This window comes from Methylomonas sp. HW2-6 (assembly GCF_052474525.1).
This window is the reverse complement of the sequence record NZ_CP184124.1, coordinates 2,765,297-2,790,971: the sequence shown is the minus strand read 5'-3', so window position 1 is coordinate 2,790,971 and position 25,675 is coordinate 2,765,297. Positions and strand designations below refer to the sequence as shown.

Below are 25,675 nucleotides of genomic sequence, written 5' to 3'. Positions count from 1 at the left end.
TGTGCTTGCCGCGCCGGCGTAGCCGCCAAACGCGAACTTAGCGCAAACGGCTATTTCTCCGCCGGCGCTTCCGTGGGTTCCGCCGACATATCCTGCTTGATACCGTCGGTAATTAATCTGAGTAAAGAGGTGGCGACGTCGTTGGACAGCGTGGTGCCCGCTTCGTCTTGCACGGTGACTTCGGCCGATTGGGCATCCAACTCGTTGACGCTTATTCTGTATTCCTGTTCACGGCTCGGATCGTCGCCGAACAGGAAATTGATTTCATCCAAAAACGATCCGTCGTCCGGCTTGATGGCGTTCGGGTCGTATTTAACGAAGAAATAGCGTTTATCGACATTGCGTTCGACGACCTCCAGTTTTTGCCGGCTCAAGGCCTTGCCTACCAGCCACCAGGCTTGCTGCGCGGATTGGTCGATTTGCAAGCTGCTGACATTGGCTGTGGCTGCCGGACGCGGCGCAGGTACAGAGGTTTCGGCAGGCCGAACCGACTCGGTCGGCTGCCTTGCCTGGGCAACCGCCTCTTCCGATTTCGTTGGAACCGGTTGCGGGGGTGCAGCGGCAACCGTTTCCGCCTTCGCCACCACCGCAGCAGCGGGCGGCGCAGCCAGGGTTTTGCGTTTGAGATCGTCCGGGATCACCAATTCGGGAATTTCGGTCGTGAATTGGTAATCGCGCTCTTTGTCGGGAAACCAGCTTTTGACATAACTACAGGCCGGCATAAGGCTGACCAAAGCGCCGGTAAATACCAACCGTAGAAAATTCGTCGATTTCATGAGGGCAAAACGCCAGCTTGCCGCATCGCAGCTCTCACGGTGTCGAAACATTCCGCGCTGAGCCAGGTTAGCGGCAGGCGAATACCCTTGCCGATCAAACCCATTTCCGCAACAGCCCATTTCACCGGAATTGGATTTGACTGGATGAATAAGGCCTGGTGCAGGCCGGTAAGGTGGGCGTCAATCGCTTCGGCTTCGACTCTATCGCCCCGCATTGCCGCCGCCAACATTTGGTGCACCAGCCTGGGTGCCACGTTGCCGGTCACGGTGATACTGCCGTTACCGCCGATCAGGCAAAATTCGCAGCTGGTGGCATCGTCGCCGGTGTAAAGCGCAAACGATGCGTCGGTTAAATCGCGGATTTGTTTGACGCGTTCCAGTTTACCGGTAGCTTCTTTAACGCCGACGATGTTGTCGATCTTGGCCAGCCTGCCTACCGTTTCCGGCAATAAATCGCAACCGGTACGGCCGGGCACGTTGTACAGAATTTGCGGAATGTCCACTGCCTCGGCGATAGCCTTGTAATGCAGGTACAAACCTTCCTGAGTCGGCTTGTTGTAATACGGCGTCACCAGCAAACAGGCGTCCGCTCCGACTTGTCTGGCCCGCTCAGTCAAACGGATCGCTTCGCGGGTGCAATTGGCACCGGTACCGGCAATCACCGGTATCCGGCCGGCTACGCAATCAACCACGAATTTGATTACCGCGCAGTGTTCGTCTTCGTCGAGAGTTGCCGATTCGCCGGTGGTGCCGACCGCCACCAGTGCGTCGCTGCCCTGCTCTATATGAAATTCAACCAGGTTTTTTAAGCTGGCTTCATCCACCGCACCGTCTTCCATCATCGGGGTAATCAGCGCAACGATACTACCTTGAATCATGCAAATCTCTCGTTAAGGTGAACTAAAACCGACGCATTATATCAAGCCGGCCTTGAAAACTCAGCCTGTTAAATCGGCCCGGCCGGCAAACAAGTTGGCCGCGAAGGGCGCTACAGTCAACGCTCGGGGCGTAGATGCAATTTGGCAACCCGCACATACCAGCCATAGTACAAGGCATAAGCCACCAGAAACACCAAGTAACCCGACCATAAAATATCGGACACGAAATGCCCTCCCGAGGTCATTCGGGTAAAGCCCAGCGTCCAAGCCAAAGTCAGTGTCAATCCAAAATACAGCAGCTTATGGTTTTGCGATAAAAAATACAGCACGAAGAAGCTGTATCCGACCGAACAATGGCCGCAGACGAAGGACTTATCCGGGGTATGACCGAATTTCAACGGCGGCGTGTATTGATGCTCGCCGCCGAATTGGGTGACATGCACCGGCCGGGCTCGCCCCCAATGGTCTTTGAAGATCAAATTGACCACCAATCCGGGACCGATGGCAATCACCAACAGAATATATAACGCTCGCAAGCGGAACCTGCGGGTATAAGCATGAAAATGGCTGGCGATATAAACAATCAGCGCAATGGTGCCGGCACATACCGTGAACGGAAACGCGTAGTCGTACAAAACTTCCCACAGCCCCCAATGCTGGTATGGCCAAACATCGCCGATGCTGTCGGGCCGGTAAAACAATCCGGCCAGACGTAGATCCAAATCACTAAACCAAAACGGCAATGTGGTGAGTCCCGCCAGTATTAGCAATATCGCCAGTTCGCGCCGGGCGCGCCTAATTGTCCGATGTAACATGGGCATCCTTGTGAGTTAATCCAGGGCTGACCGGGTCCGGCCAGAATTTCAAGTTTTCGCCGAGGTACAAATAGTATTTCGCCCCCGGCCGATCCGGATTCGCTATTTCCGCCAAGAACCGAAACCGCTCAAATGCCGTCGTCAAGACCGGCGGCAACGAGTCGCGAGTTTGTTCGGCGATGACAAAACCATTTTTGCCGATGTACTCGACCGGTCCTGACCATACTTCATATTGGCTACTGACCTCGCCGCTGGTTTCGAAGCGGTAAGTCCGGGGATGGTCCGGCAGATAAAACGCCAGTTCGCTGGCAAGATAACGGTGGCCTAGCGCCAACAAAAACGTGTCCTCAACACTCGGCACACTAATCAATCGCTCGAAATGGACATCGATCGCCAATTCCCGCCAGCTTTTGAAGCGTTTGGTCGGATCCAGCGCCGTGTTTTGCAGATTGAACGCCTGCAACAGAATCGGTAAGGCGTAGGTGGTAATCACCATCAAATAACCGAAAGCCAGCGCGTATTTCAAGCTGCGCCGCCAGTAACCGGCGGCGCGTTCGCCGGCCAATAGTATCAGTCCGGTAAAATAGAACGGCATCGGCCAGTTGCCCTGAGCCTTTTGCAGAAAACTCAACAGCAACACCCCTAATAATAAGGCCGGCCCCATCAGCAGCAGAAAGCGCTGCTCGGCACCGAGTTTGCCGAACTTGAACACGACCCGCAGGCTGCTGAGCAGCAGCAATACGAAAATCCCCGGAGATATCAACAGGATTTGGTACAGCAGAAAATCCCGCGCCCATTGCACGTGCTTGCCAATCGGGACCGGCTCATGATTGCCGAAGTGGCTGCGACTGTGGCCGAACATGACCCAATCGTGCTGCTGGTTCCACCACAGGATCGGCACGGCAGCGACCAAAATCGGCAATAAATACAACAGAAATTCTCTTTTCAGCAGATGGCGGCGCTGGCTATCGGTGACCAGAAAGATCAGCAACATCGCCGGCAAGGCCAATGCCGCCTGTTTGCTGAGCAAAGCCGCTGCGCTGGCGCAGCCGGCCCATAACCAGGCCCGCGCTTGACCATCGAATAGGGCGCGGCGCAAATGGTAAATCGCGATGATCCAAAAGCAGTAAAGCGGGGGATCGATCGTCATCAAAAAATTAGCCAGCACATTGATCGGCGTCGCCAAAATCAACAACAAGGCCAAGGCCCCGCCGCGGCCGCCGTAAAAAGCGCGTGCCGTCGCATAAAAAAACCAGAGAAATACCGTCCCCAACACCAAGGTCGGCATTCGCACCGCAACGGTGTAATCGCCCAGTAACCAGGTAGACAGGCCGATCAGCCAAGCCACCATCGGCGGTTTGCTGTAGTAACACCAGTCCGGCCGCCGCGACCAGTCCCAGTAATACGCTTCGTCGCCGATCAAATCCAGCCCGTTTGCCAACAAAAATATGGCGCGCACCGCCAAAGCCGTCAGAATTAGGGCAACCGGGTAGGTCTCGATCCAGCGCAAAACTTTTTCAGTCATCGGCCAACTCACTCCCATTTTTCCAAGTAGTGCAGTAACAGTTGCAGGCTGCGTTGACCGCGAAATTCGTTGATGTCCAATTTGTACGCCGCGTTGATTTTGCGGCAGCCGAGCCATTTTTCCGGATGATCGGCGAAAAAGGCAATCGCATCCAATAGTTGCCCGCCGAACGGCAATCGCAACACAAATTTCAGGTGTTGCTGGCCGACGATACGGCATTGGATCACGTCGAACACGCCATGAAATTCCGGCTCCGGGAACGCCTGCCCCCACACCGCGGCCTGGCGCAAGGTTTCGGCGAATTCCAAGCTCAGATGGCGTTCGTCGAGTTCGCCGTCGGAATAAACCTTCTGCTGCAAGTCGACGTTTGCCAGTTTGCCCGCCACCGTTTCGGCGAAGGCCAGCGCAAAATGCGGATAATCGTGCAGCTTTATGGTCAAGCCGGCCGCCATCGCGTGGCCGCCGAATTTAGTCAAAATCTGCGGATGCTTGGCGGCGATGTCGCTGAGCACGTCGCGCACATGCACGCCGGCAATCGACCGGGCCGAGCCTTTGATATCGCCGTTCTCGGCCGGGGCGAACGCAATCACCGGCCGGTGCACGCGGTCCTTGATCCGCGCCGCCAGAATCCCAATCACCCCCTGGTGCCAATTGGCGTCGAACAGGCAAACCCCGGCTGGAACATGCTGCTCGTCCAAAGCCTTCATCTCGGCCAATAAAGCCATGGCTTCGGTTTTCATCTGCCCTTCCACTTCCTTGCGGTCCTGGTTCAGCACATGCAATTGTTCAGCGATATCCCGTGCCAAGCCGGCGTCGTTGGTCAACAGGCACTGGATGCCCAGGGTCATGTCATCCATCCGTCCGGCAGCGTTCAGCCGCGGCGCAACGGCAAACCCCAAATCGCTGGCGTGTATGCCTGACAGGGACTTGCCGGAGACTTCCACCAAGGCTTTTATGCCTGGCTGGCATTGGCCGGAACGAATCCGCAACAGACCCTGATGCACCAGAATCCGGTTAACCTGATCCAACGCCACCACGTCGGCCACAGTACCTAAAGCGGCATAATCGAGTAGTTGGGCCAGATTGGGTTCGGCAATTCGGCGTTTTTCGAACCAATGGGTTTCCCGCAGACGAATGCGCAACGCCATCAGGATATAAAACATGACGCCGACGCCGGCGATATTGCGGCTGGGAAACTTATCGTCGGGCAGATTCGGGTTGACGATGGCGTCGGCTGCCGGCAGTTCTGCGCCGGGCAAATGGTGGTCGGTGATCAGTACCGTGAAGCCGGCGGCTTTCGCGGCTTTGACGCCGTCGATACTGGAAATGCCGTTATCGACGGTAAGAATGACATCGGGATTCTGCCGTTTTACCAGCTCAACGATTTCCGGTGTCAAACCGTAACCGTATTCGAAGCGATTCGGGACCACGAAATCCAGGTTTTCCGCCCCCAACAAGGCCAAGCCCTTCAATGCCAACGCGCAACTGGTGGCGCCGTCGGCATCGAAGTCGGCCACCACAGTGATTTTGCTTTGCCTCTCCAAGGCGGCAAGCAAGTGTTCGGCCATGGCTTTCATGCCGGACAACAACCAGGGCGACGGCAAACGCGCCAAGCCGCGGTCGAGTTGCTCCGCATTTTGAATGCCGCGGCTGTTGAAAATCCGTTGCAACACCGGATCCATCTCGCCGAAATGCGGATTTTTAACCTGCTCCGGGCGGGGAACGATGACTTTTTTTACGCTTTGCAGATACATATCAGCCAATAAAAAAGCCGGCTGCAGCCGGCTTTTGCGGGAACAATGCCAGGATCACATGTTATCCAGAATCGCTCTTTTCACTGCGTCCAGGGTAGCTTCGACCGTCACCGGCTGGTCGTCCCGGCATTGGGCGATCGCGGTATCCGGGTCCTTGATACCGTTGCCGGTCAGGGTGCAAACGATGGTGCTGCCTTCCGGAATGTTCCCGTTGCCGATGTCGAACAAGGCCCCGGCCAACGAAGTCGCTGAAGCCGGTTCACAGAAGATGCCCTCGTAAGCAGACAGCATTTTTTGCGCTGCCAGGATTTGTTCGTCGGTGAAAGAGGCAAACCAGCCGCCGGATTGTTTCTGTGCGGTCCAGGCGCCGTCCCAGGATTGCGGATTGCCGATCCGTATCGCCGTGGCGACGGTCTCGGGGTGTTCGATCGGGTGGCCGGCCAGAAACGGCGCGGCACCGGCGGCTTGATAACCGCACATCACCGGACGTTTTTTGGTCACGGCTTTGTGCGTCGCACTGTCGCTAGAATATTCTTTATAACCCTTCCAGTAGGCGGTGATGTTACCGGCATTGCCCACGGGTAAGCAGTGGAAATCCGGCGCATCGCCCAGGGCGTCGACAATTTCGAACGCCGCGGTTTTTTGACCTTCCAGCCGATAGGGATTGATCGAATTGACGATGGTCACTGGCGCATGGTCGGCGATTTCCTTGACTATCGCCATACCGGCATCGAAGTTGCCTTTGATCTGAATGATCTTGGCGCCGTACATCATGGTCTGCGCCAATTTGCCCAACGCAATCTTGCCCTCCGGAATCAGCACGAAGGCGCGAATGCCGGCGCGCACGGCATAGGCCGCCGCCGCCGCCGAGGTATTGCCGGTCGAGGCGCAGATAATGGCTTGGCTACCCTCTTCCACCGCTTTGGTCACGGCCATGGTCATGCCCCGATCTTTGAACGAACCGGTCGGATTCAGGCCTTCGAACTTGACGTAAATGTCGACATCCTTGCCGATCAGGCGCGGGATGTTTTGCAGTTGGATCAGCGGAGTGTCGCCTTCGCAAAGACTAATGATCCGGGTATCGTCGGAGACCGGCAAACGGTCGCGGTAACGATCGATCAGGCCGGTGTAGCGTGTGGGTTTTGCCATTGTTTATCCTAAGGTTTCCAGGCGAATGCGCGCGACTTTGCCGCTGACGGTGGCCAGGGCTTCGATGTCGGCAATCGCCGCGTTCATTTCATGTTCCAGCGTCTGCTGAGTCAGCATGATGATTGGTACCGAGGTTTCGCCTGCCGGCGGCTCCTTTTGAATCAGGGCTTCGATGCTGATGTGGTGCGCCGCCAGAATGCGGCTGACGTCGGCCAACACGCCGGGTTTGTCCTCGGCGGTCAACCGCAGGTAGTAGGCGGTTTTGATCGCGTCGGCCGGCAGCACCGGAATGTCGGCGATGGCGTCCGCTTGAAACGCCAGATGCGGCACCCGGTTTTCCGGGTCACTGGTCATCGCTCTGACGACGTCGACCAAATCGGCGACGACTGCCGAGGCGGTCGGTTCCGCGCCGGCGCCTGCACCGTAATACAAAGTCGGGCCGACCGCATCGCCGCATACCAGCACGGCGTTCATGACGCCGTCGACATTGGCGATCAAGCGCCGTTTCGGAATCAAGGTCGGATGCACCCGCAACTCAATACCGTCGTCGGTTTTGCGGGCGATGCCCAGGTTTTTGATCCGGTAGCCCAGGGCCTCGGCATATTCCACGTCGAGCCGGGTGATCTTGGTAATGCCTTCGGTAAAGACTTTGTCGAATTGCAGCGGAATGCCGAACGCGATCGAAGCCAGAATCGTTAGCTTGTGGCCGGCATCGATGCCTTCGACGTCGAAAGTCGGGTCGGCTTCGGCGTAACCCAGGGCTTGCGCCTCTTTCAGCACGTCGTCGAAATCGCGGCCTTTGTCGCGCATTTCGGTCAGAATGAAGTTCCCAGTGCCGTTGATGATGCCGGCCAGCCATTTGATCCGGTTGCCGGCCAAGCCTTCGCGGATGGCTTTGATGATCGGGATACCGCCGGCCACGGCCGCTTCGAACAATACCATCACGCCTTGTTTGCTGGCTTCGGCGAACACCTCGTTGCCGTGCAATGCGATCAGCGCCTTGTTGGCGGTGACGACGTGTTTGCCGTTGGCGATCGCGGTCAACACCAGTTGTTTCGCCAGGTCGTAGCCGCCGATCAGCTCGACGACGACGTCGATCTCCGGGTCGTTGACGATTTCGAATGGATCGGTGGTCAAGGCAATGCCTTGAGTATCGCAGATGCGGGCGCGATTCAACTCACGTGCCGACGCCCGCGTCACGACGATTTCGCGGCCGGCACGGCGGGCGATTTCTTCGGCATTGCGTTTCAACACGTTGACGGTACCGCCGCCGACGGTGCCCAGCCCCAATACTCCAACTCTAACCGGCTTCAAATCCGACTCCTTTTGTTTACCCAAAACGGCGGGCGATTATACAACGTTGTCTTTTTTCAGCATATTACGGATGCTGCGCAAGGCTTGGCGGGTGCGTTGCTCGTTTTCGATCAGACTGAAACGGATATGGTCGTCGCCGAATTGGCCGAAGCCGATGCCGGGCGATACCGCGACTTTGGCATCAATGATCAGTTTTTTGGCGAATTCGATCGAGCCCATCTCGCGGTAGGCTTCCGGGATTTTGGCCCAGACAAACATGGTCGCCTTCGGTTTTTCGACCAGCCAGCCCATCGCGTTCAGGCCGTCGCACAACACATCGCGGCGCGATTTGTACATGTCGCAGATTTCCTGCACGCAATCCTGCGGGCCTTCCAGCGCGGTGATCGCCGCCACCTGGATCGGCGTGAATGCGCCGTAATCCATATACGACTTGATCCGGGTCAATGCCGAAACCAAGGTCGGATTGCCGCACATGAAACCGATCCGCCAGCCCGGCATGTTGTAGCTTTTGGACAGGGTGAAAAACTCGACAGCAATGTCCTTGGCACCCGGCACCTGTAGAATCGACGGCGCGACATAGCCGTCGAACACGATATCGGCATAGGCGATGTCGTGCACGATCCAGATGTTATGTTCCTTGCAGATGGCGACGACTTTTTCGAAAAAGTCCAATTCCACGCACTGGCAGGTCGGATTGCCCGGAAAATTCAAAATCAGCATTTTCGGCTTCGGCCAGCACTCGTCGATGCCTTTCTGCAATTCGGCGAAGAAATCGACGCCGGGAGTCAGCGGCACGTGGCGAATGTCGGCACCGGCGATCACCACACCGTAGGGATGGATCGGATAAGCCGGATTCGGCACCAATACCACATCGCCAGGGCCCAGAGTTGCCAATGCCAGATGCGACAAACCTTCTTTCGAGCCGATGGTGACGATGGCTTCGGTATTGGGGTCGAGATCGACGTCGAAACGCTTTTTGTACCAGCCGCAAATGGCCTTGCGTAAGCGCGGAATGCCCTTTGATACCGAATAACGGTGGGTGTCTCCGCGTTGCGCCACTTCCACCATCTTGTCCAGGATGTGCTTCGGCGTCGGTTGGTCGGGATTGCCCATGCCGAAGTCGATGATATCGTCGCCCGCGGCGCGCGCTTTGGCTTTCAGTTCGTTGACGATGTTGAATACGTAAGGCGGCAGACGGCTGATGCGGTGAAATTCTTCCATTAACGGCTCTTGTTGGTCAGATTTTGCGAACGGCTTTTTTGAGAAAGCCGGCTAAGTTACTGTTGTTGCCTGGCGATGTCAATTCGCCGGGCAATATCCGGGATTCAGGGTTTATTGCGGCTGAGGTTTCGCCGCAAGTTCCGGTCTAGCCGCCGCCGTTTCCGTGCGTTGCTGGTGCAGATAAGAACCGCCGACCAGAAACCCCAACACCAACAGGTAAACGATGGCGGCAATGTTTTTCACTTTTTTGTGTTCGTCTCGATCAGAGGGATGCATTTCGGTTTCGGTTCCGCTGGCTGAAAGTGGCGTATTTTAGCCGCTGCCGCGGCGGAAGAGAATGCGCTGCGAAATTGTTAGGCGCGGCCTGACACGGGTCAACCGGCTTTGACAATCACCGCGGTACGCAAACGGCTCTTGCCGAAACAGCACATCCGGTCGAAATCCTCACGCGCGATCGGAATGAATTGGCAGTCCAGCTCGCTTTGCCGGCCCTCTTCCGGATCAGGATCGTGCATGTACAGGCAGTCTTTATCGAAACCGCTCATGACCACCCAATGCGGGGTTTTCTTGCGATCCATCGCGAAGGTGCTGATCAAAATCAACGGAATCGCTCCGGCCTCGAAGGCGGCGGTCAAATCGTTCTGGGTGATATTGGCGTAAATCACGGCGACCCCCTGCTCGGCCGCCAGGTGTTTGAAGCGGTTGTCGACCAATTCGACCACCTGTTTCTTATCCTCGCTGCGCACGCTGTCGATAAACAGCGGTCCGCTTTGGTTGATCCAAACCTCGACGGCGAATTGCCGGCGTTTTGCGGCCAATGCCAGCCCCAACGGATGGCAGCCGCCGTGGCCCGAGGTCATAAAAATCGTCGTCGCTTCGCGCCAGATTTCGATTTCCTCTTCCCGCGACGGCAAATACTGCTTGTTTAACGCGTGCAGCGCCATCATCAAAGAGGCCGGCCCACAGGTAAACGGCGTGGTTTGCCGCAGCCAATGTACCGGTCGCTGCTGCGGCTGGTCGTGGTAACGGCGAATGCGCTTTTGGTAGCGCAAGGCATCTTTATGATCTTGATAATAGTCGCGGTACAGGCCGAATTTTTTGTATCCCAAGGTCTCGTAAAGTCCGATTGCCGGCAAATTATCGACGCTGACTTCCAGCCGCAAATACAGGCGGCCGTCGGCTTCGGCCGCTTGCTCGCCGGCCAGCATCAAGGCCTTGGCAATACCGTTTCCGCGCAATTGCGGCGCCACGGCCAACGAATAAATCCGCGCCAGCCGGGTACCGGGATGGTAAATGATCAGGATATAGCCGGCCGTTTGACCATCGTATTCAGCCAGTAACAACGCCCGGTGCTCGCTGGCCAACCAGTGTTTGAAGCTGCGCCGGCTCAATTTATCGGTATTGAAACTGGCGTTTTCCAGAGCGACCAAGGCCGCCAGATCGGCGTTTTGCGCCGGCCGCAAGCCGATATTCAAACCGAGACTCCCGGCAAAGCCTGACCGATCACTTGGCGGATGCGGAACAACACCATTTCTCTCCAGGCCGTTGCCGCCGGGCAAAAGTGAGCCAGCATGAGCTGGGCGTGCACCTGCCGTTCGGCGCCGTTCCCGTCCTGGGCCCAGATCAAGTGGTCGCGCAGCAGGGTTTCGAACAAACGGTCGGTGCTGAAGGTGCCGAACTCCAAAGTGACATAGCAGCTTTCCGGCGTCATCGCCGCGTGCCACAGATAATCCAACAGGCCCAGCTTCGGCACCGAGCTCGAAGTACCGGCCAGCGGCAAGGTCACCGAATCGCCATACCAACGCTTGGCCACTGCCGCACCGGGACTGTCCGGCGCGTGGTCGCAAATGATTTCGCCGTAACCGTAAGGCCCCAGCCCGCTGTGCAAGTCGATGACCGCCAACCGCCGCTGCTGCAGCGCATATTTGCTGATCAATGCTTCGCACACCAAGCGGCCATGTGCCGGAGCCCGGCCGCCGTAGAACGGGCCTTCCGGATCGGCGTATTGGCCACCGCTGATGCCCTGCTCCAACGCGACCCGGCCGTATTGCGCTGCATAATCGGCGAAGGCCTGGCGGCGTTGCTCGGCGTCGGGCTGAAATATGACCTGTCGCAGCCGCTTGTAATCCGGGTTTTCCGGCAACGGCGCCGAAAAGTCCACCGCGTTCCGGTTCAAATCGACGCCATCCCGGTCGCAACGCCGCAGCCAGGCGTAACCCCAGGGTGTCAATGCGTGTACCAACAAAACCGCGCTTGTCTGTGGCATGACTACCCGCCCGGCCCGCAACGAATCGAGCAAATCGATTTGGCCGGCACTACCGACAAATCCTTCAATACCGTGAGTGGCGCCCAATACCACCACGACGTTGGCCGCATCGGCATCGCCCAACCAGACGCTATCGGTTATCAGCGCTTCGCCGTCCGGCCCGAGGCCGGAACAGGGAAACGCCTGCAATTGCATCGGGCAATCGAGTGCGGCCACCCGTTGTAACCACTGTTGCCTGGCTTCGGCATAACTGGCAGGAAAAACGCTGGCATCGATATCGGCATAGGAATAGGACATTTCGCAGCAAGCAGCCTCGGTCGGATAAAGCAGAAATATTACTCCTTGTTTAAAAACCTGTCTGGTTTCAAAATTCAGCCTCCCCAACCCACCGAGTTTGAGCAACATGGCAAGTACGCTGCTGGTCGTCGACAATCTTTCCGACTGGAACCCTTATTATCCCAGCGAGCAGGTCGTCAGTTTCGAAACCTATCTGGCCATGGAACAGACCGACCCCGACCAACGGGTGCGGGTTATCAATCTGTGCAGCAGCTACAGCTATCTGTCGGACGGCTACTATTGCTCGTTGCTGGCCGAAGCCCGTAATCACCACGTGATTCCCTCGGTGAAGATCATCAACGATCTGGGCAAAAATGCGTTGTACCGACTGCAGCTGGAGGATTTGAACCAGCCCTTGGCCCGCGCCCTCAAGCACCAGCATCAGACCGGCGAATACCGGCTGTACAGTTATTTCGGCACGACACCGGAACCGGCGTTCCAGGAACTGGCCCGCTTGTTGTTCGAACGTTTTGCCTGCCCGATTCTGGAAATCACGCTGAGCCTGGAACAGCAGTGGCAAATCACCGATTTGAAAGCGGTTTCGCCCAGCCAGTTGGACGACACGATGCAAACCCTGTTTGCTGAGGCTCTGGACCGCTTCAGCAAAAAAGTCTGGCGTAAAAGCCGGGCCCGCAAGAATGCCCGCTTCGATCTGGCGATCTTGATCAATCCGGCGGAAGCCCTGCCGCCCAGTAACCGCGGCGCGCTGAAGAAGTTCATCGCGGTGGGCCGGCAAATGGGTGTCGACGTGGAATTGATCACCCACAACCACTACGGCCGCCTGCCCGAGTTCGACGGCCTGTTCATCCGCGAAACCACAGCAATAGACCACCATACCTACCGCTTCGCGAAAAAGGCAGAAGCGGAGGGCTTGGTGGTGATCGACGACCCGACCTCGATTTTGCGTTGCGCCAACAAGGTCTATCTGGCCGATCTGTTCCGTACCCATAAAGTGCCGTCGCCGAAAACCTGGATTCTGCATAAGGGTAACACCGAGCACTTGGACAAGCTGGAAGCCATCGCCGGCTTTCCGGTCGTCGTTAAAGTCCCGGACGGCTCGTTTTCGCGCGGCATCGTCAAAGTCAATAACCGGGCCGAACTGGAAACCAAGGTCGCCGAATTGTTCGAACAATCGGCTTTATTGCTGGCACAGGAGTTTCTCTACACCGATTTCGATTGGCGAATCGGGATTTTCAACCACAAAGCGCTGTATGCCTGCCGCTATTTCATGGTGAAAAACCATTGGCAGATTTACCGCCACGGCACCAACCGCACCGACAGCGGCAATTTCGCCACGCTGCCGACCTTCGAAGTACCGAAGCCGGTGCTGGACGCGGCGTTGAAAGCCACCCAGCCGATCGGCAACGGCCTCTACGGCGTCGACGTCAAGGAAATCAACGGCAAGGGCTATGTGATCGAAGTCAACGACAACCCCAGCATCGACAGCGGCGTCGAAGACAAATATTTAGGCGAAGAATTGTACCGAGCCATCATCGGCGAATTGTTGCGGCGGATGGAAAACCGCAGCAAAGGCCTGGATTAAACGCTAACCGCACCTGCATATGGAACCGGACTTGATTGATTTGGATGTACTTTGCGTCGGCCATGCCAGCTACGACCTGGTGTTCAGCGTACCGCACCATCCCGCAGCCGACGAAAAAACGGTGGCCGACGCTTTGCTCGGCTGCGGCGGCGGCCCGGCGGCAAACGCCGCGGTCGTGGTGGCGAAACTGGGTTACCGCGTAGGATTCAGCGGCTATTTGGGCAACGACGTCTACGGCGATAGCCATTTAAGCGAATTGCTAAGCCATGGGGTCGATACCTGCTGCATCGTCCGCGGCGACTCGCCGACGCCATTGTCGGCGGTACTGGTCAAGCCCGACGGCAAGCGCGCGTTGATTAATTACAAAGGCGACACGCGAGCGCTACCGGCAGACAGTGTGGACTTCGGGGTGATCCGGCCCAAAGTGGTGTTGTGCGACGGCCACGAGCCGCATATTTCAGCACGCTTGCTGGAGCGTTGCGCCGCCGAAAAGATTCCGACCGTTCTGGATGCCGGATCGTTACATTCCGGCACCGAAGCCTTGCTGGACAAAATGGACTACTTGGTATGTTCGGAAAAATTTGCGCTTCAGCATTCCGGAGGCATTGACGCGGCGCTGTCGGGGTTGGCGGAAATTGCACCCTGGGTGGTCGTCACGCTGGGCGAACGCGGCCTGGTTTGGCGGGCCGGTCAGGAAGCAGGCCGTTTGGCCGCGCCGCCGGTCACGGCGATCGATACCACCGGGGCCGGAGACGCGTTTCACGGCGCCTTCGCCGCCGGTTTGGCGGCCGGTTTGGCCTGGCCCGAGTTGCTGCGTTATGCCAGTGCCGCCGGCGCGTTATGTTGCACCCGCTTGGGCGCCCGCCCCGGCTTACCCGATAAGGCGGCCCACCGCGCGCTGTTGCAACGGTGGCAAAGCGAACCGACGCCTTAGCGAGAACGCTTGGCCCGCTCCGGTTCCAAGTATTTGTGGCGCAAATCGACGTAATTGCCGCCTATCCATTGCCAGAAAGTCGCGGCCGCTTCCGGGTCGGTACTGAGCAATTTGACCGCAATCGCACCGTTGGCGCTGATATCGGTGATTTGGGCGTCAATATCGATCGAATTCCTGTTTTTGACGACGCGCTTGTCGGTTTCCACCCGAAACGTCACCGGTTCGCCGAGCTTGAACACAATATCGCGTTTCAACCCGCCCAGAAATTGCAGGCGATACTCCGGCACCGACTGGAACGGTAATACAAACTCCGCATGCCAGCGGAAGGGCGGACAATGAATAGGTCCGCTGTGCTTCGGAAAATGCACGGTGTAGCCGTCGTCGACTTTGGCCTTGATTTCGCCTTTGGTGTAAATGTCGCGGCAATTGGTCAGCACCGCATCGCCCGGTTCCAAGTTGTATTTGGCGGCAAATGCGGTTTCGCTCAGCAGGCCGATAGCGACGGCCAATCCGTATCGGCAAAGGTTCGATCTGTTCATGGCGAGCTCCTGACTGTGATTATTGTGTTTTAACGCGGCGGCAGCGCTGCGGCGGCCGGAAGCGGCCCCAATAAACTGCGCGCCAACGGATCGGTTTCGTCGATATCCACCGTCACCATATGGCCGGTATTGGCGCCAATATAGCCTTGCATCGCGGCAGCCATGTAAGGAAACACCAAGCGCAAATCGTTACTGGCGCCGCTGCTCTGCACGCTGGTTTTCCACAATTGTTTGCGTTGCTGCTGCGTCAAATAAGGCCCGGTTTCGCAGGCTTCCAAGGTCAGATAGCGGCGAAAAGTGGTGTACGTGTCGATGCGTTGGGTATATCCGGTGCCGGCAAAACCCGGATAAAACCCACGGTAATAAAATGATCTTCGGTACGGGTAAAAGTAGCCCCAATCGTTCCACATCGGCACGTCGTAAGCGTACTGGTGAACTTCCGGCTGGCCGACGCCGTAGCCGAGAAACACCACCAGATCGCTGTCCTGAGCTGTCGCCACTTTGACGAAGCCGCGGTTAGCCAGTACCTTTTCGATATAGCCTTTGAATTCGATGAATTGCAAATCCTGCTCGTTACCGCCCGGATTGCCCGGCAATACCAGAAAACGGTTGCCGATCGTTGCGCCGGGCGCGGCCAAAGCATCGATTTCGGTGCGAAACTGTAACGGTGCGTTGACGCTGCAACCACTCAACATTGCCATCAATACGCCGAATACGACGATCAATAGCTTCGTATTAAGCCTCTCCATGCTCGCCTCCTGTTGGCTCTGCCAAATCGTGTTCCTGCATCAAAGTTCGCGCCCGCTGCTGCATACGAAGTTCGGCCAAGACTTCTTGCTCGTGCAATCCCGCCCGGTGCGCCAATTGGTCGGTCAATTGCCGGTTCTCGGCACTACGTTGCCGGACCTGGCGTTTTTCCTGGCTGAGCAATTCGGCTTCGAAGCGCATTTCCTGTAACTCGGTATCGTGCCGGAGTTGTTCGGCATGCAGCCGTTTTTCGATTGCCAGTTGCTGGGTCAATTGCTCGAATTTGTCTTCAGCCAAACGCCGCTGTTTTTCGGCTTCGAGCGCCTGCATCTGTTGGTCCAGATCAATCATCCGCCGCAAATGTTCCAGTTGCTGGCGTTTTTCGTGAATTTCCTCTTCTTCGAGCAAGCGCTGTTGTCGCGACAACTCCAGATTTTTGGTCTGGTTCAATTCGAAGGTTTTTTTCAGCACGTTAACGTAAACGGCGTCGCGTCCCAACTGGACATCGGGAAATTCGGCAAAACCGGCGTTCAACCTGCAAACCGCCAAAGACTGAATCTGCTGTTGCGCCAATAATTCGTTGATGCGTTGGGCGATGCGTTTTTCGGCATCGGCCAGGCCGGTATTGACCCAGTTGCCGTCGGCCAGAGTCTGCAACTCCAGATTGACGGCATCCTCGACCATAGCGGCGTAGACATTCCGGATATGGGCGTTGATATCCGGCAACAATTCGGCATTTTTCAGTGCGTAATCGAATGTCGCCTGAAACCGCAAATCCAGCGCCAAGTCCAGCGTGCAAAACCCTTCGAACAGCGTTATCTGCCGGCGGTAAGGCCAGGACTCGACCGGTAGCGGATAAAGCGTGTGGTAAAAGCGCCTGATGAATTGCTTTGGCCGCAAATACAGCTGTTGATAAGGCCCCAACTTAACCAGCACCACTTGGCGGTCGGCATCGAAACCGGCCAACCAGTAGCTGTCATCGGCACCTAAATCATCCTGCAGATCGCTGCCGGTGAGCCAGGCATCCAGTTCCGATACTGAGCTATTCATGGCCGGCCGGCGCAGTGAGCGCCTTTTGTTTCAGAGCCGCGATTTTATCCGACATTTTCTCGGCAACCAACGGATACAGGTTGGGCGCGAATTCCACAGTACGGTGATCCACTTTGCGCAAAAATCCGCGGCTAAGGAGAAGGCCGACCACAAACATCCGGGTCCAATCCGAATAGCGCCGGGCCTTTTCCAGATCGGATTTTTCGATCACCATTTCCAGCTCGTCATTCTGGTTGATGCGAAACTCGGTGAACTGGCGCAGGCATTCGAATACCAATTCTTCCTCCTGCACCGTCAATGGCCCAGGCGCGGTGAACTCCAATCGGTACGACAGCAGCACGGTAAAAAAATCCACCATGGCCGCGCAGACGAAAGCGAACCAGGAAAATCCGCGCCACATCGCAAACGACGGTTTCACGTCCTCGACGAATTGTTTGAAGGTCATCGGCAACGGCGCATCTGGCGGACTCACGCCCATGCTGCTGGCCAATTGGTTCACGCCCAGTTGGATATCCTGGTAGTGCTTCAAAAATTGGGCGTAGGCAGCTTCGTCGCTGCTCACATCCAGCTGATTCAAATTTATGTGTAATTGGCGGATGTGCTCGTCCAGCTCGCGGAAGGTTTGCTCCTGCTGTTGCAACGCCTGCTTTTTTTCCTGGTAAATCTGGTTGTAATGCCGCCAGAACGGGCCTTCGCCCACCTGATTCTTGTAGCCGGGACCGATCTGATTATGGGTGCCGAAATAGGCTTGGCTGGCGTCGAGCGAGGCTTTATCCAAATCCTGTTTTTGCTGTAGCGAGATTCGGCTCTTGAGCTGGGTTACGGCGTCAAGATAGTCCTTGCTCTGCTGGCGCAACTGATTCAGACGGTTGATGTGTAGAGTTTCGCGCTCGGATATTTCGTAAAACTTGAAATAAGAAAAAGTGATCGAGGCGGCGATCGCCACGGTCAACGACGCCACCACCGAGAAATATCGAATCCGGTTGGCTGTCCAATGAATCCCGGCCATCTCCAGCGAGCAAATCACGATGATAGATTGAATGGCGACGGTGATCACCAGCGCGATCCACGGGGTGATGAAATGCGACAGACCGTAATAGGTGGTAAAACCAGAGGAAACGCTCAACATCAGAACGATGGGTATCGTCCAGATCCGCAGCATGCTGACGAATAGAGTCTGAATCCGATTCAGAAAATAGCCGGGCCCGCCGGGGCGGTGCTTGTTGCTGGTGTCGTTCATAATTATTGTTCTAATGACCAGCGTGAAACCCGAATTCGGGTTCAACTCATGCTGAGATAACGTTCGCCGGTGTCGTGGACGATAGTGACAACGGTCTTACCCGGCCCCATTTGCGCCGCCACCCTGACTGCGCCGCAAACGCTGGCTCCGGAGGAAATGCCGACCATGATGCCTTCTTCTTCGATTAAGCGTTTGCGCATCGAAAAAGCTTGTTCGGTGCTAACCAGTTCGATTGCGTCGAGCAAATCGACTTCCAGATTCTTCGGCACGAAACCGGCGCCGATTCCCTGAATCTTGTGCGGAGAATGGCTACCGCCGGAAATGACCGGCGACTCGGCCGGTTCCACTGCAATCACTTTGAATTGCGGATTCCGGTTTTTTATAACATCAGCCACACCGGAAATAGTGCCGCCGGTTCCGACGCCGCAGACGAACGCATCGACTTGACCGTCGGTGGCTGACCAAATTTCCTGAGCGGTGGTCTGTCGATGCACCTCAGGATTGGCCGGATTTTCAAACTGGTGCGGCATAAATGCACCGGGATGGTTGGCGACGATCTCCTGCGCCTTGGCAATTGCCCCTTTCATGCCGTCCGCACCGGGCGTCAATACGATTTCCGCTCCGTAAAGTGCCAACAACTGGCGCCGCTCGACCGACATGGTCTCCGGCATTGTTAGAATGCAGCGGTAACCGCGGGCTGCAGCCACCATCGCCAACGCAATCCCCGTATTGCCCGAGGTGGGTTCGACAATGATCCCGCCACCTCGCAGTTGACCACTTTTTTCCGCCGCCTGCACCATGGCTAAACCGATGCGGTCCTTTACAGAGCCACCGGGATTTCTCGACTCAAGCTTGACCAATAGCGTCGCCGAGTTTTCCTCGACGACTTTCTGCAATTTGACCAACGGCGTGTTGCCGATCAATTGAGTTACATTACTGGCGGCAGGCATTGAGTCACCTCAATCATTTTTCGATTTTGAAAGCCAAGAACACCGGACTGCCGTTACGTTGTACCAAAAGCGCAATGGATTTTTCAACCGGTAATTTGGCGACGATGCTGTTGAATTCAGCGGCATCGCGCACCACGGTGTTTTGAATCCGCAAAATCACATCGCCCGGCTGAATCCCGGCATCCAAGGCAATCCCTTTACCGACTTTCTGGACCAGGACCCCATTCTTTTCCACCTGCAACTGTTGGCGTTGTTCAGCAGTCAGATCAGCCACCGCCAGCCCCAACCGGTTCACCGCAGTCTCCGGAGCCGCCGACGGTCCGGCAGCCGCCATGCTTTGCTGCGCCGGCAACAAGCCGATTTTTACCGTAATGTCTTGCTTGTCGCCCTGGCGAATGATTTTGACTTTAGCTTTTTCATCGACCGGCGTCATGCCTACCCGCGGCGGCAATTCGCCTGAGGTTTCGATGACTTGGCCATTAAATTCGACAATGATGTCGCCAATCTGGATCCCGGCTTTCTCGGCCGGACCGCCGGGAATCACTTTCGATACCAACGCACCGTGCGGACGGTCCATGCCAAACGACTCCGCCAATTGCCGAGTAACGTCTTGAATTTGCACGCCTAACCAACCGCGCGAAACCTTGCCCTTACTTTTGATTTGGTCGACCACGTTCATCGCCACGTCTATCGGTATCGCAAACGACAATCCCATGTAACCGCCGGAGCGGCTATAGATCTGCGAGTTGATGCCGACCACCTTGCCCTGCATGTTGAACAGCGGACCGCCCGAGTTGCCGGGGTTGATCGCCACGTCGGTCTGAATGAAAGGCACATAGTTGCCGTCCGGCAAACTGCGGCCCTTGGCACTGACGATACCGGCGGTTACCGACTGGTCGAAACCGAACGGGGTGCCGATCGCCAATACCCATTCGCCGACTTGCAATTGGTCGGGTGCGCCGATTTCCACCACCGGCAGGTCTTTAGCGTCGACTTTCAATAAAGCCACATCGGTACTTTCGTCGGAACCGATCAATTTGGCGATCAATTCGCGGCGGTCTTTTAATTTGACCACGATTTCCGATGCATTATTCACCACGTGATGGTTGGTCAGGATATAGCCGTCGCGGGAGATGACGAAGCCGGAACCCAGCGAATTGGTTTCCCGTGGTGTGTAGCCTCGGCCCGGCCCCTGGAAGAAATGGCGGAAGAACTCCTCCATCTCCGGCGGCATGTCTTGCGGCATTTGCTGAGGGTCGGCCCCGGCTTGCGAATCGGTCGCTTTCTGGGTGGTGCTGATATTCACCACGGCATCGCCGTTGGTCTTCACCATTTCGGTAAAGTCAGGCAGTTGGGCGTAACCGGAGTTGATCGCCAAAAGCATTACAAGAAATCCATAAAACAGCTTATTAAGCATGTAATCTCCAAACGTACGAATGAAATATAAGAAGACGTTTATTGCCGAAACGCGATGCCGTCGGCAATCAGTTCGACTGTTTCCGCAGGGACTTCGCCGAGCACGGTAATCTGGGTATTGTCTATCACTTTGCTGAAAGAGTTGACAGTTCCCAAACTATGCAAACCGTTGATGCCGTCGACTTCCTTAGCTTCGAGGTAAACCGAAACGGTGGAAAAGCCGTCACTGACCAACAGATGGTCTACGGCTTTCTGCGACTGTTGGATCGAGTTGCGGATAAAAAAGACTGGCTCGAAACCCTGAGGCCAATTTTTCAAAACGAATGTAGCGCTGTCCAAAGGCTCGGCTTGTGCGCTGTGGATGTGTTTAGTGTGGAACTTATCGTCAACGTTATTGCCGTTGAGGGGTTCTGCTCCAGCCTGCGTGTTCAAGTCGGTGAACATAACTTGTTCCAGAGCATGCCCTTCCAAGCCATAAACTTCAATTTTCAACGGCAGAAAGGTTTGGGTGTTGATCCAAATTTTTCTCGGGTAACGCAGTTGGTCTTTCGGCTGCGCCGCAACGATTTGCGCCGGCAACATCGCGACGGATTCCTGACCAGCCAATTCCAAGTTGTAGGACTTTTGTAACATCGCCGCACTACTCGGCATGTTAATGATAAAAGAACTGTCCAACGGATGGTGGTTAATCACCTTTTCGCTGGTTTCCTTGAACACACAAGTGACTTCGTTGGATTTGCGCGTCACCTCCCTCATCGGCGAGTTCAAGGAAGATAAGCGTTCCTGCGAGACACCGTTATCGACGCTATGTCGATATTTCATGGTTTCGATCTGGCCGTTTTTCATGAAAATTACGGTACCCTCGTAATTGAGGGTTTTCATCGCCAGATTCATTTTATCCAACCATTGCACCGCCGTAAGATTGTCGCCGGCAGCGGTTTCGGCGATCAAGCCGATCAAAACAACCAGTAATAATCTCACGTCCTTATTCCTGCGAATATCCCACCACCCGCGCATAAGGTTGCGCCGCCTGCACCGTGTTTACGTAAAGCGTGTTGTCGTGAGCCTGCAAATAGTCCTTAAAACGGGCGTGCATTTCAGTTGACTCCGAACCGCTATGCGCCACCACGCCGACGGCACTGAACGGATTAGCTTGCCTAGGCTCGACTTTACTGGCTAGCCAGACAACGGCGAGGACTGCAGATGCAGCGATCGCAAGCCCGGCTTTTTGCCACTTTATCGCCGCTTTCTGTCGCGGCATGAAATAAATCGGTTCATGACGTAATTGCTGATGGATTTTGTCGGCAAAATCGCTACTCACCAGCGAATACTCACTACTTTTCAACACTTGACTGGCAATTTGATAGCGCCTTAGCTTGTCTTTCAGCGCGTCGTCTTCGCTAACGGCCGTCAGCAACTCCAGCGATTGCGCGCCATCCAGTTCGTCGTCTATGAATTGCGATAGTTTTTCGTTAAGTTGTTCCTGCATCGATACACCTTTAGTCGAGCAATGGGTTTAATTTTTGGTCAATGGCTTCGCGGGCTCTAAAAATCCGCGAACGCACGGTGCCGATAGGGCAATCCATAGCCTCGGCTATTTCTTCATAGCTCATCCCTTCGAATTCTCGGAGAGTAATTGCTATTCGCATTTCTTCCGGTAAATTTTCAATCGCCGCTCGTATTACAGCGACAATTTGCTCGTTCATCAGTTGATGCTCGGGCGTTTCTATATCTTTCAATTGCGGCGCGTTTTCCACCTGCTCCGCATCTTGAACGTCGATCTCATAATCGGAGTGGCGACGGGAGCGCGACAAAAGATAATTCTTAGCTGTATTTATCGCGATCCGGTAAAGCCAGGTGTAAAAGGCACTCTCTCCGCGGAAATCGCCCAGAGCCCGGTAGGCTTTGATAAAGGTGTCTTGTGCCACATCCTGCGCTTCACTGGGATCTTTAACGTAACGATTCACCAAGTGGACGATCTTATGCTGATACTTTAAAACCAAAAGATCGAAGGCGGATTTATCACCTTGCTGCACCCTCCGCACCAAGCTCTGATCGACATCTTCGGTGTTGCTAATTTGTTCGTTCACTGCTCTATTTTTCTGATGAGATGGACAGAATTAAACCTTATTAGTTCTGGCAATACAAAAAAAATTGCCGGCCAGATAAAACAAGATATTATTCCCGGCCGGTTTGAACTTTTTCCTTCGCTGATCAACTTGACGACCTTGACCCATAGCAATACCGTCCCAAACGCAAACCTTCACTACGACGTCTTGATTGCCGGCAGCGGTGGCGCCGGACTGAGCTTGGCACTACATTTGGCGGATCGGTTTAGAGTCGCAGTGCTGGCGAAATTTGCGCTGACCGAATGCAGCACTTACTACGCCCAAGGCGGGATCTCAGCGGTATTCGACGACCGTCACGACTCCATCGAATCGCATATCGAGGATACTTTAATCGCCGGCGCCGGGCTGTGTGACCCTAACATAGTCCGCCTCACCGTCGCCCAAGGCCGGCAAAGTATAGAATGGCTCCGCTCTCAAGGCGTCAACTTTACCGAAGAACACGACGCCGACGGTGTAAAACAGTTGCATCTTAACCGGGAAGGCGGACACTCCCACCGGCGTATCGTACACAGTGACGACGCTACCGGCAAAGCCGTATCGCTGTCTTTGATCGACCGGGCCAAAGCTCATCCCAACATCAATTTGCTGGAATACCACAATGTCGTGGAATTAATCACCGCGACCAAGCTGGGGGCTGAGCAACAGCGAATATGCGGCGCCTACGTTCTGGACAGCAAAACCGGAAAAATCAAGACGATAGCGGCCAAGATCGTGGTACTTGCCACGGGCGGCGCCAACAAGGTCTATTTATATTCGACCAATCCGCACATTTCCACCGGCGACGGTATCGCGCTAGCCTGGCGGGCGGGCTGTAAAGTGGCAAACATGGAATTCATGCAGTTTCATCCGACCTGCCTCTATCATCCCACTGCCCGTTCTTTCTTGATCAGCGAGGCGGTACGCGGCGAAGGCGGTCATTTGATTTTACCGGACGGCGAACGCTTCATGCGCCGCTACGACGAACGTATGGAGTTGGCGCCGCGCGACATCGTCGCCCGTGCCATAGACAGCGAAATCAAGAAGCACGGTATCGAATGTGTGTATCTCGATATCAGCCACAAATCCCGAGAGTTCATTCAAAAGCACTTCCCGACCATCTACATGCAGTGTCTGGAATTGGATATCGACATCAGCCAGCAACCCATTCCAGTGGTTCCGGCCGCTCATTATACTTGCGGCGGCGTCGTTACGGACGCGAATGCCCGTACCGACATTCCGGGTTTATACGCCATCGGCGAAGTTGCCTGCACCGGTTTGCACGGCGCCAACCGCATGGCCAGCAACTCGTTATTGGAATGCCTGGTTTTCGCCGAACAAGCTAACCAGGATATCCGGCGGATTTTCGACCAACTGCCGGAACCGATAGCATTGCCCGACTGGGATGAATCCAAAGTCAGCGACTCGGACGAGGAAGTAGTGATAGCCCACAACTGGGACGAATTACGCCGTTTCATGTGGGACTACGTGGGTATCGTCCGGACTAACAAGCGTCTGGAACGGGCAATGAATCGACTCGTGTTGCTGAAAGACGAAATCGCCGAATACTACGGCCAATTCCGCATTACCAGCGACCTCCTAGAGCTTCGCAACTTGGTAATTGTTGCCGAACTGATCATTCGCTGCGCGCAGCAACGCAAGGAAAGCCGCGGTCTGCATTACACCAAGGACTACCCGGCTCCGGACAACAGCCGCGTCCCGACTAACACGGTACTAACCCCCGAACAGACCAACCAATAATCGCCCAACCCTGACAAAGCCTTACCCACGGGCAGCACGACGACGAACGCGCATAAAAAAAGGGCTTGAGAAAATCTCAAGCCCTTGCTTTAAATGGTGGCGACACCGGGAATCGAACCTGGAACCTCGGGGTTATGAATCCCGCGCTCTAACCGGTTGAGCTATGTCGCCACAAATCTTGTTCAACGAAACAAGCGATCATTATACTGACGCGTCAAAACCTTGTCAAACGTTGAACCTAAAATGCATCACATCACCGTCCTGCACTTTGTATTCCTTACCTTCCAGACGCCATTTGCCGGCATCTTTCGCACCTTGTTCGCCTTTGTAATTGACAAAATCTTGATACGAAATTACTTCGGCTCGGATAAAGCCTTTTTCAAAATCCGAATGAATCACGCCGGCTGCTTGCGGCGCCAGCGCATTGACCGGAATCGTCCATGCTCTGACTTCTTTGACCCCTGCTGTGAAGTAGGTTGAAAGATTTAACAACTCGTAAGCCGCTCGCACCACCCGGTTCAAGCCGGGCTCTTCCAAGCCCAAATCCGCGAGAAACTCGACCTTTTCCGCGTCGTCCAACTGTACGATTTCGGCCTCGATCGCAGCACATACCGGCACCACTTTAGAGCCTTCGCCATCGGCAAAGCTTTTTACCTTATCCAACAACGGATTATTTTCGAAGCCGTCGTCCTGGACGTTCGCCACATATAAGGTGGGCTTGATCGTGATCAAACACAATTCCTTAATTAATTTAGCTTCGTCTTCGCTCAGCCCCAAGGTGCGGACCGGTTCACCGGCGTTCAGGTGTTCCAGGACCCGTTCCAACACCTGCTTTCTGGCCAACTCGTCTTTGTTACCTGATTTGGAAGCCTTGGCCGATTTCTGTAAGGCTTTTTCCACCGAAGCCATGTCGGCCAAGGCCAATTCGGTATTGATGACTTCAATATCGTTGACCGGGTCGACCTTACCGGCAACGTGAATCACGTTATCGTCATGAAAACAGCGCACCACATGCACGATCGCATCGGTTTCTCTGATATTGCCGAGAAACTGGTTTCCCAAACCTTCGCCCTTCGAGGCGCCAGCCACGAGTCCGGCGATGTCGACAAACTCGATGGTTGTAGGCAATACCCGCTCCGGGTTGACGATTTCAGCCAATTTATCCATCCTCGGATCGGGTACCGGAACCACTCCGACATTCGGATCGATGGTGCAGAAAGGATAGTTCTCGGCAGCGATGGTCGCTTTAGTCAGCGCGTTGAACAGGGTTGATTTGCCGACGTTGGGCAAGCCGACGATTCCACAATGAAGTGCCATAGCAATAATTTCGAAATTTGACAGGAATGTCCGGCACAA

General features: G+C 55.5%; 24 protein-coding genes and 1 tRNA gene. 3 read left to right on the top strand and 22 right to left on the bottom strand.

What is annotated here, in order from left to right; translation table 11 throughout:
* Positions 1-50: 50 nt before the first annotated feature.
* The 11 genes from bamC to ACH518_RS13705 form a co-directional block, all read right to left on the bottom strand.
* The gene (gene bamC / locus ACH518_RS13755; RefSeq protein WP_445370495.1) at positions 51-776 is read right to left on the bottom strand and encodes an outer membrane protein assembly factor BamC; all 726 of its coding nucleotides are present in this window, start codon (positions 774-776) and stop codon (positions 51-53) included.
* Entirely contained in the window at positions 773-1,654 is an 882-nt protein-coding gene (gene dapA, locus ACH518_RS13750; RefSeq protein ID WP_445370494.1) for a 4-hydroxy-tetrahydrodipicolinate synthase, read from the bottom strand. The genes bamC and dapA overlap by 4 nt, the downstream gene beginning before the upstream one ends.
* A 116-nt stretch (positions 1,655-1,770) precedes the next feature.
* Positions 1,771-2,469, bottom strand: coding sequence for a phosphatase PAP2 family protein (locus ACH518_RS13745; RefSeq protein ID WP_140910502.1), 699 nt, complete (start codon positions 2,467-2,469; stop codon positions 1,771-1,773).
* The gene (locus ACH518_RS13740) at positions 2,450-3,994 is read right to left on the bottom strand and encodes an ArnT family glycosyltransferase (protein ID WP_445370493.1); all 1,545 of its coding nucleotides are present in this window, start codon (positions 3,992-3,994) and stop codon (positions 2,450-2,452) included. The genes ACH518_RS13745 and ACH518_RS13740 overlap by 20 nt, the downstream gene beginning before the upstream one ends.
* 8 nt (positions 3,995-4,002) lie before the next feature.
* Positions 4,003-5,748: a single-stranded-DNA-specific exonuclease RecJ gene (gene recJ / locus ACH518_RS13735; protein WP_445372999.1), complete on the bottom strand. Its 1,746-nt coding sequence runs from the start codon at positions 5,746-5,748 to the stop codon at positions 4,003-4,005.
* A gap of 54 nt (positions 5,749-5,802) precedes the next feature.
* Positions 5,803-6,897 (bottom strand): threonine synthase, encoded by a 1,095-nt coding sequence (gene thrC, locus ACH518_RS13730; protein ID WP_445370492.1) that lies wholly within the window; start codon positions 6,895-6,897, stop codon positions 5,803-5,805.
* A 3-nt stretch (positions 6,898-6,900) separates the two neighbouring features.
* Positions 6,901-8,211: a homoserine dehydrogenase gene (locus tag ACH518_RS13725; RefSeq protein ID WP_445370491.1), complete on the bottom strand. Its 1,311-nt coding sequence runs from the start codon at positions 8,209-8,211 to the stop codon at positions 6,901-6,903.
* A 36-nt stretch (positions 8,212-8,247) separates the two neighbouring features.
* A complete protein-coding gene (gene alaC, locus ACH518_RS13720) occupies positions 8,248-9,432 on the bottom strand; it encodes an alanine transaminase (RefSeq protein WP_278212094.1) in 1,185 nt (394 codons plus the stop codon).
* Positions 9,433-9,543: 111 nt separating this feature from the next.
* On the bottom strand, positions 9,544-9,708 hold the full coding sequence (locus tag ACH518_RS13715) for a hypothetical protein (protein ID WP_445370490.1): 165 nt from the start codon (positions 9,706-9,708) through the stop codon (positions 9,544-9,546).
* Between the two features lie 98 nt (positions 9,709-9,806).
* A complete protein-coding gene (locus ACH518_RS13710) occupies positions 9,807-10,907 on the bottom strand; it encodes a peptidase C39 family protein (RefSeq protein ID WP_445370489.1) in 1,101 nt (366 codons plus the stop codon).
* The gene (locus ACH518_RS13705) at positions 10,904-11,995 is read right to left on the bottom strand and encodes a DUF2817 domain-containing protein (RefSeq protein WP_445370488.1); all 1,092 of its coding nucleotides are present in this window, start codon (positions 11,993-11,995) and stop codon (positions 10,904-10,906) included. Before ACH518_RS13705 ends, ACH518_RS13710 begins: the two co-directional genes overlap by 4 nt.
* 106 nt (positions 11,996-12,101) lie before the next feature.
* Here ACH518_RS13705 and ACH518_RS13700 point away from each other — a divergent pair, with 106 nt between their 5' ends.
* Positions 12,102-13,577, top strand: coding sequence for a RimK family protein (locus ACH518_RS13700; RefSeq protein WP_445370487.1), 1,476 nt, complete (start codon positions 12,102-12,104; stop codon positions 13,575-13,577).
* A gap of 19 nt (positions 13,578-13,596) precedes the next feature.
* Complete coding sequence (locus ACH518_RS13695; RefSeq protein ID WP_445370486.1) at positions 13,597-14,511, top strand: carbohydrate kinase family protein; 915 nt, start codon at positions 13,597-13,599, stop codon at positions 14,509-14,511.
* Here the strand turns inward: ACH518_RS13695 and ACH518_RS13690 are convergent.
* Genes ACH518_RS13690 through rpoE form a run of 9 tightly spaced genes read right to left on the bottom strand, consistent with a single transcriptional unit; the run spans position 14,508 to position 22,543 of the window.
* Positions 14,508-15,050, bottom strand: a complete 543-nt coding sequence (locus tag ACH518_RS13690) for a hypothetical protein (protein ID WP_445370485.1) — start codon at positions 15,048-15,050, stop codon at positions 14,508-14,510. The two genes, ACH518_RS13695 and ACH518_RS13690, sit on opposite strands and share 4 nt — an antisense overlap.
* Before the next feature lie 29 nt (positions 15,051-15,079).
* The gene (locus tag ACH518_RS13685) at positions 15,080-15,799 is read right to left on the bottom strand and encodes a hypothetical protein (RefSeq protein ID WP_445370484.1); all 720 of its coding nucleotides are present in this window, start codon (positions 15,797-15,799) and stop codon (positions 15,080-15,082) included.
* Positions 15,786-16,847, bottom strand: coding sequence for a hypothetical protein (locus ACH518_RS13680; protein WP_445370483.1), 1,062 nt, complete (start codon positions 16,845-16,847; stop codon positions 15,786-15,788). Before ACH518_RS13680 ends, ACH518_RS13685 begins: the two co-directional genes overlap by 14 nt.
* A complete protein-coding gene (locus ACH518_RS13675; protein ID WP_445370482.1) occupies positions 16,840-18,087 on the bottom strand; it encodes a hypothetical protein in 1,248 nt (415 codons plus the stop codon). Before ACH518_RS13675 ends, ACH518_RS13680 begins: the two co-directional genes overlap by 8 nt.
* A gap of 41 nt (positions 18,088-18,128) precedes the next feature.
* Complete coding sequence (gene cysK / locus ACH518_RS13670; protein WP_445370481.1) at positions 18,129-19,037, bottom strand: cysteine synthase A; 909 nt, start codon at positions 19,035-19,037, stop codon at positions 18,129-18,131.
* Between the two features lie 13 nt (positions 19,038-19,050).
* Complete coding sequence (locus ACH518_RS13665; RefSeq protein ID WP_445370480.1) at positions 19,051-20,454, bottom strand: DegQ family serine endoprotease; 1,404 nt, start codon at positions 20,452-20,454, stop codon at positions 19,051-19,053.
* Positions 20,455-20,492: 38 nt separating this feature from the next.
* A complete protein-coding gene (locus ACH518_RS13660; protein ID WP_445370479.1) occupies positions 20,493-21,434 on the bottom strand; it encodes a MucB/RseB C-terminal domain-containing protein in 942 nt (313 codons plus the stop codon).
* Positions 21,435-21,438: 4 nt separating this feature from the next.
* Positions 21,439-21,942 (bottom strand): sigma-E factor negative regulatory protein, encoded by a 504-nt coding sequence (locus ACH518_RS13655; protein ID WP_445370478.1) that lies wholly within the window; start codon positions 21,940-21,942, stop codon positions 21,439-21,441.
* A gap of 10 nt (positions 21,943-21,952) precedes the next feature.
* Positions 21,953-22,543 carry an RNA polymerase sigma factor RpoE gene (rpoE, locus tag ACH518_RS13650; RefSeq protein ID WP_140911532.1) on the bottom strand — a complete coding sequence of 197 codons (591 nt, stop codon included), beginning with the start codon at positions 22,541-22,543 and terminating at the stop codon, positions 21,953-21,955.
* A gap of 129 nt (positions 22,544-22,672) precedes the next feature.
* Here rpoE and nadB point away from each other — a divergent pair, with 129 nt between their 5' ends.
* Positions 22,673-24,319 (top strand): L-aspartate oxidase, encoded by a 1,647-nt coding sequence (gene nadB / locus ACH518_RS13645; RefSeq protein WP_445370477.1) that lies wholly within the window; start codon positions 22,673-22,675, stop codon positions 24,317-24,319.
* A gap of 94 nt (positions 24,320-24,413) precedes the next feature.
* Here the strand turns inward: nadB and ACH518_RS13640 are convergent.
* Positions 24,414-24,490 (bottom strand) — tRNA-Met (locus ACH518_RS13640).
* Positions 24,491-24,544: 54 nt separating this feature from the next.
* A complete protein-coding gene (gene ychF, locus ACH518_RS13635; protein WP_278212108.1) occupies positions 24,545-25,636 on the bottom strand; it encodes a redox-regulated ATPase YchF in 1,092 nt (363 codons plus the stop codon).
* Positions 25,637-25,675 lie beyond the last annotated feature (39 nt).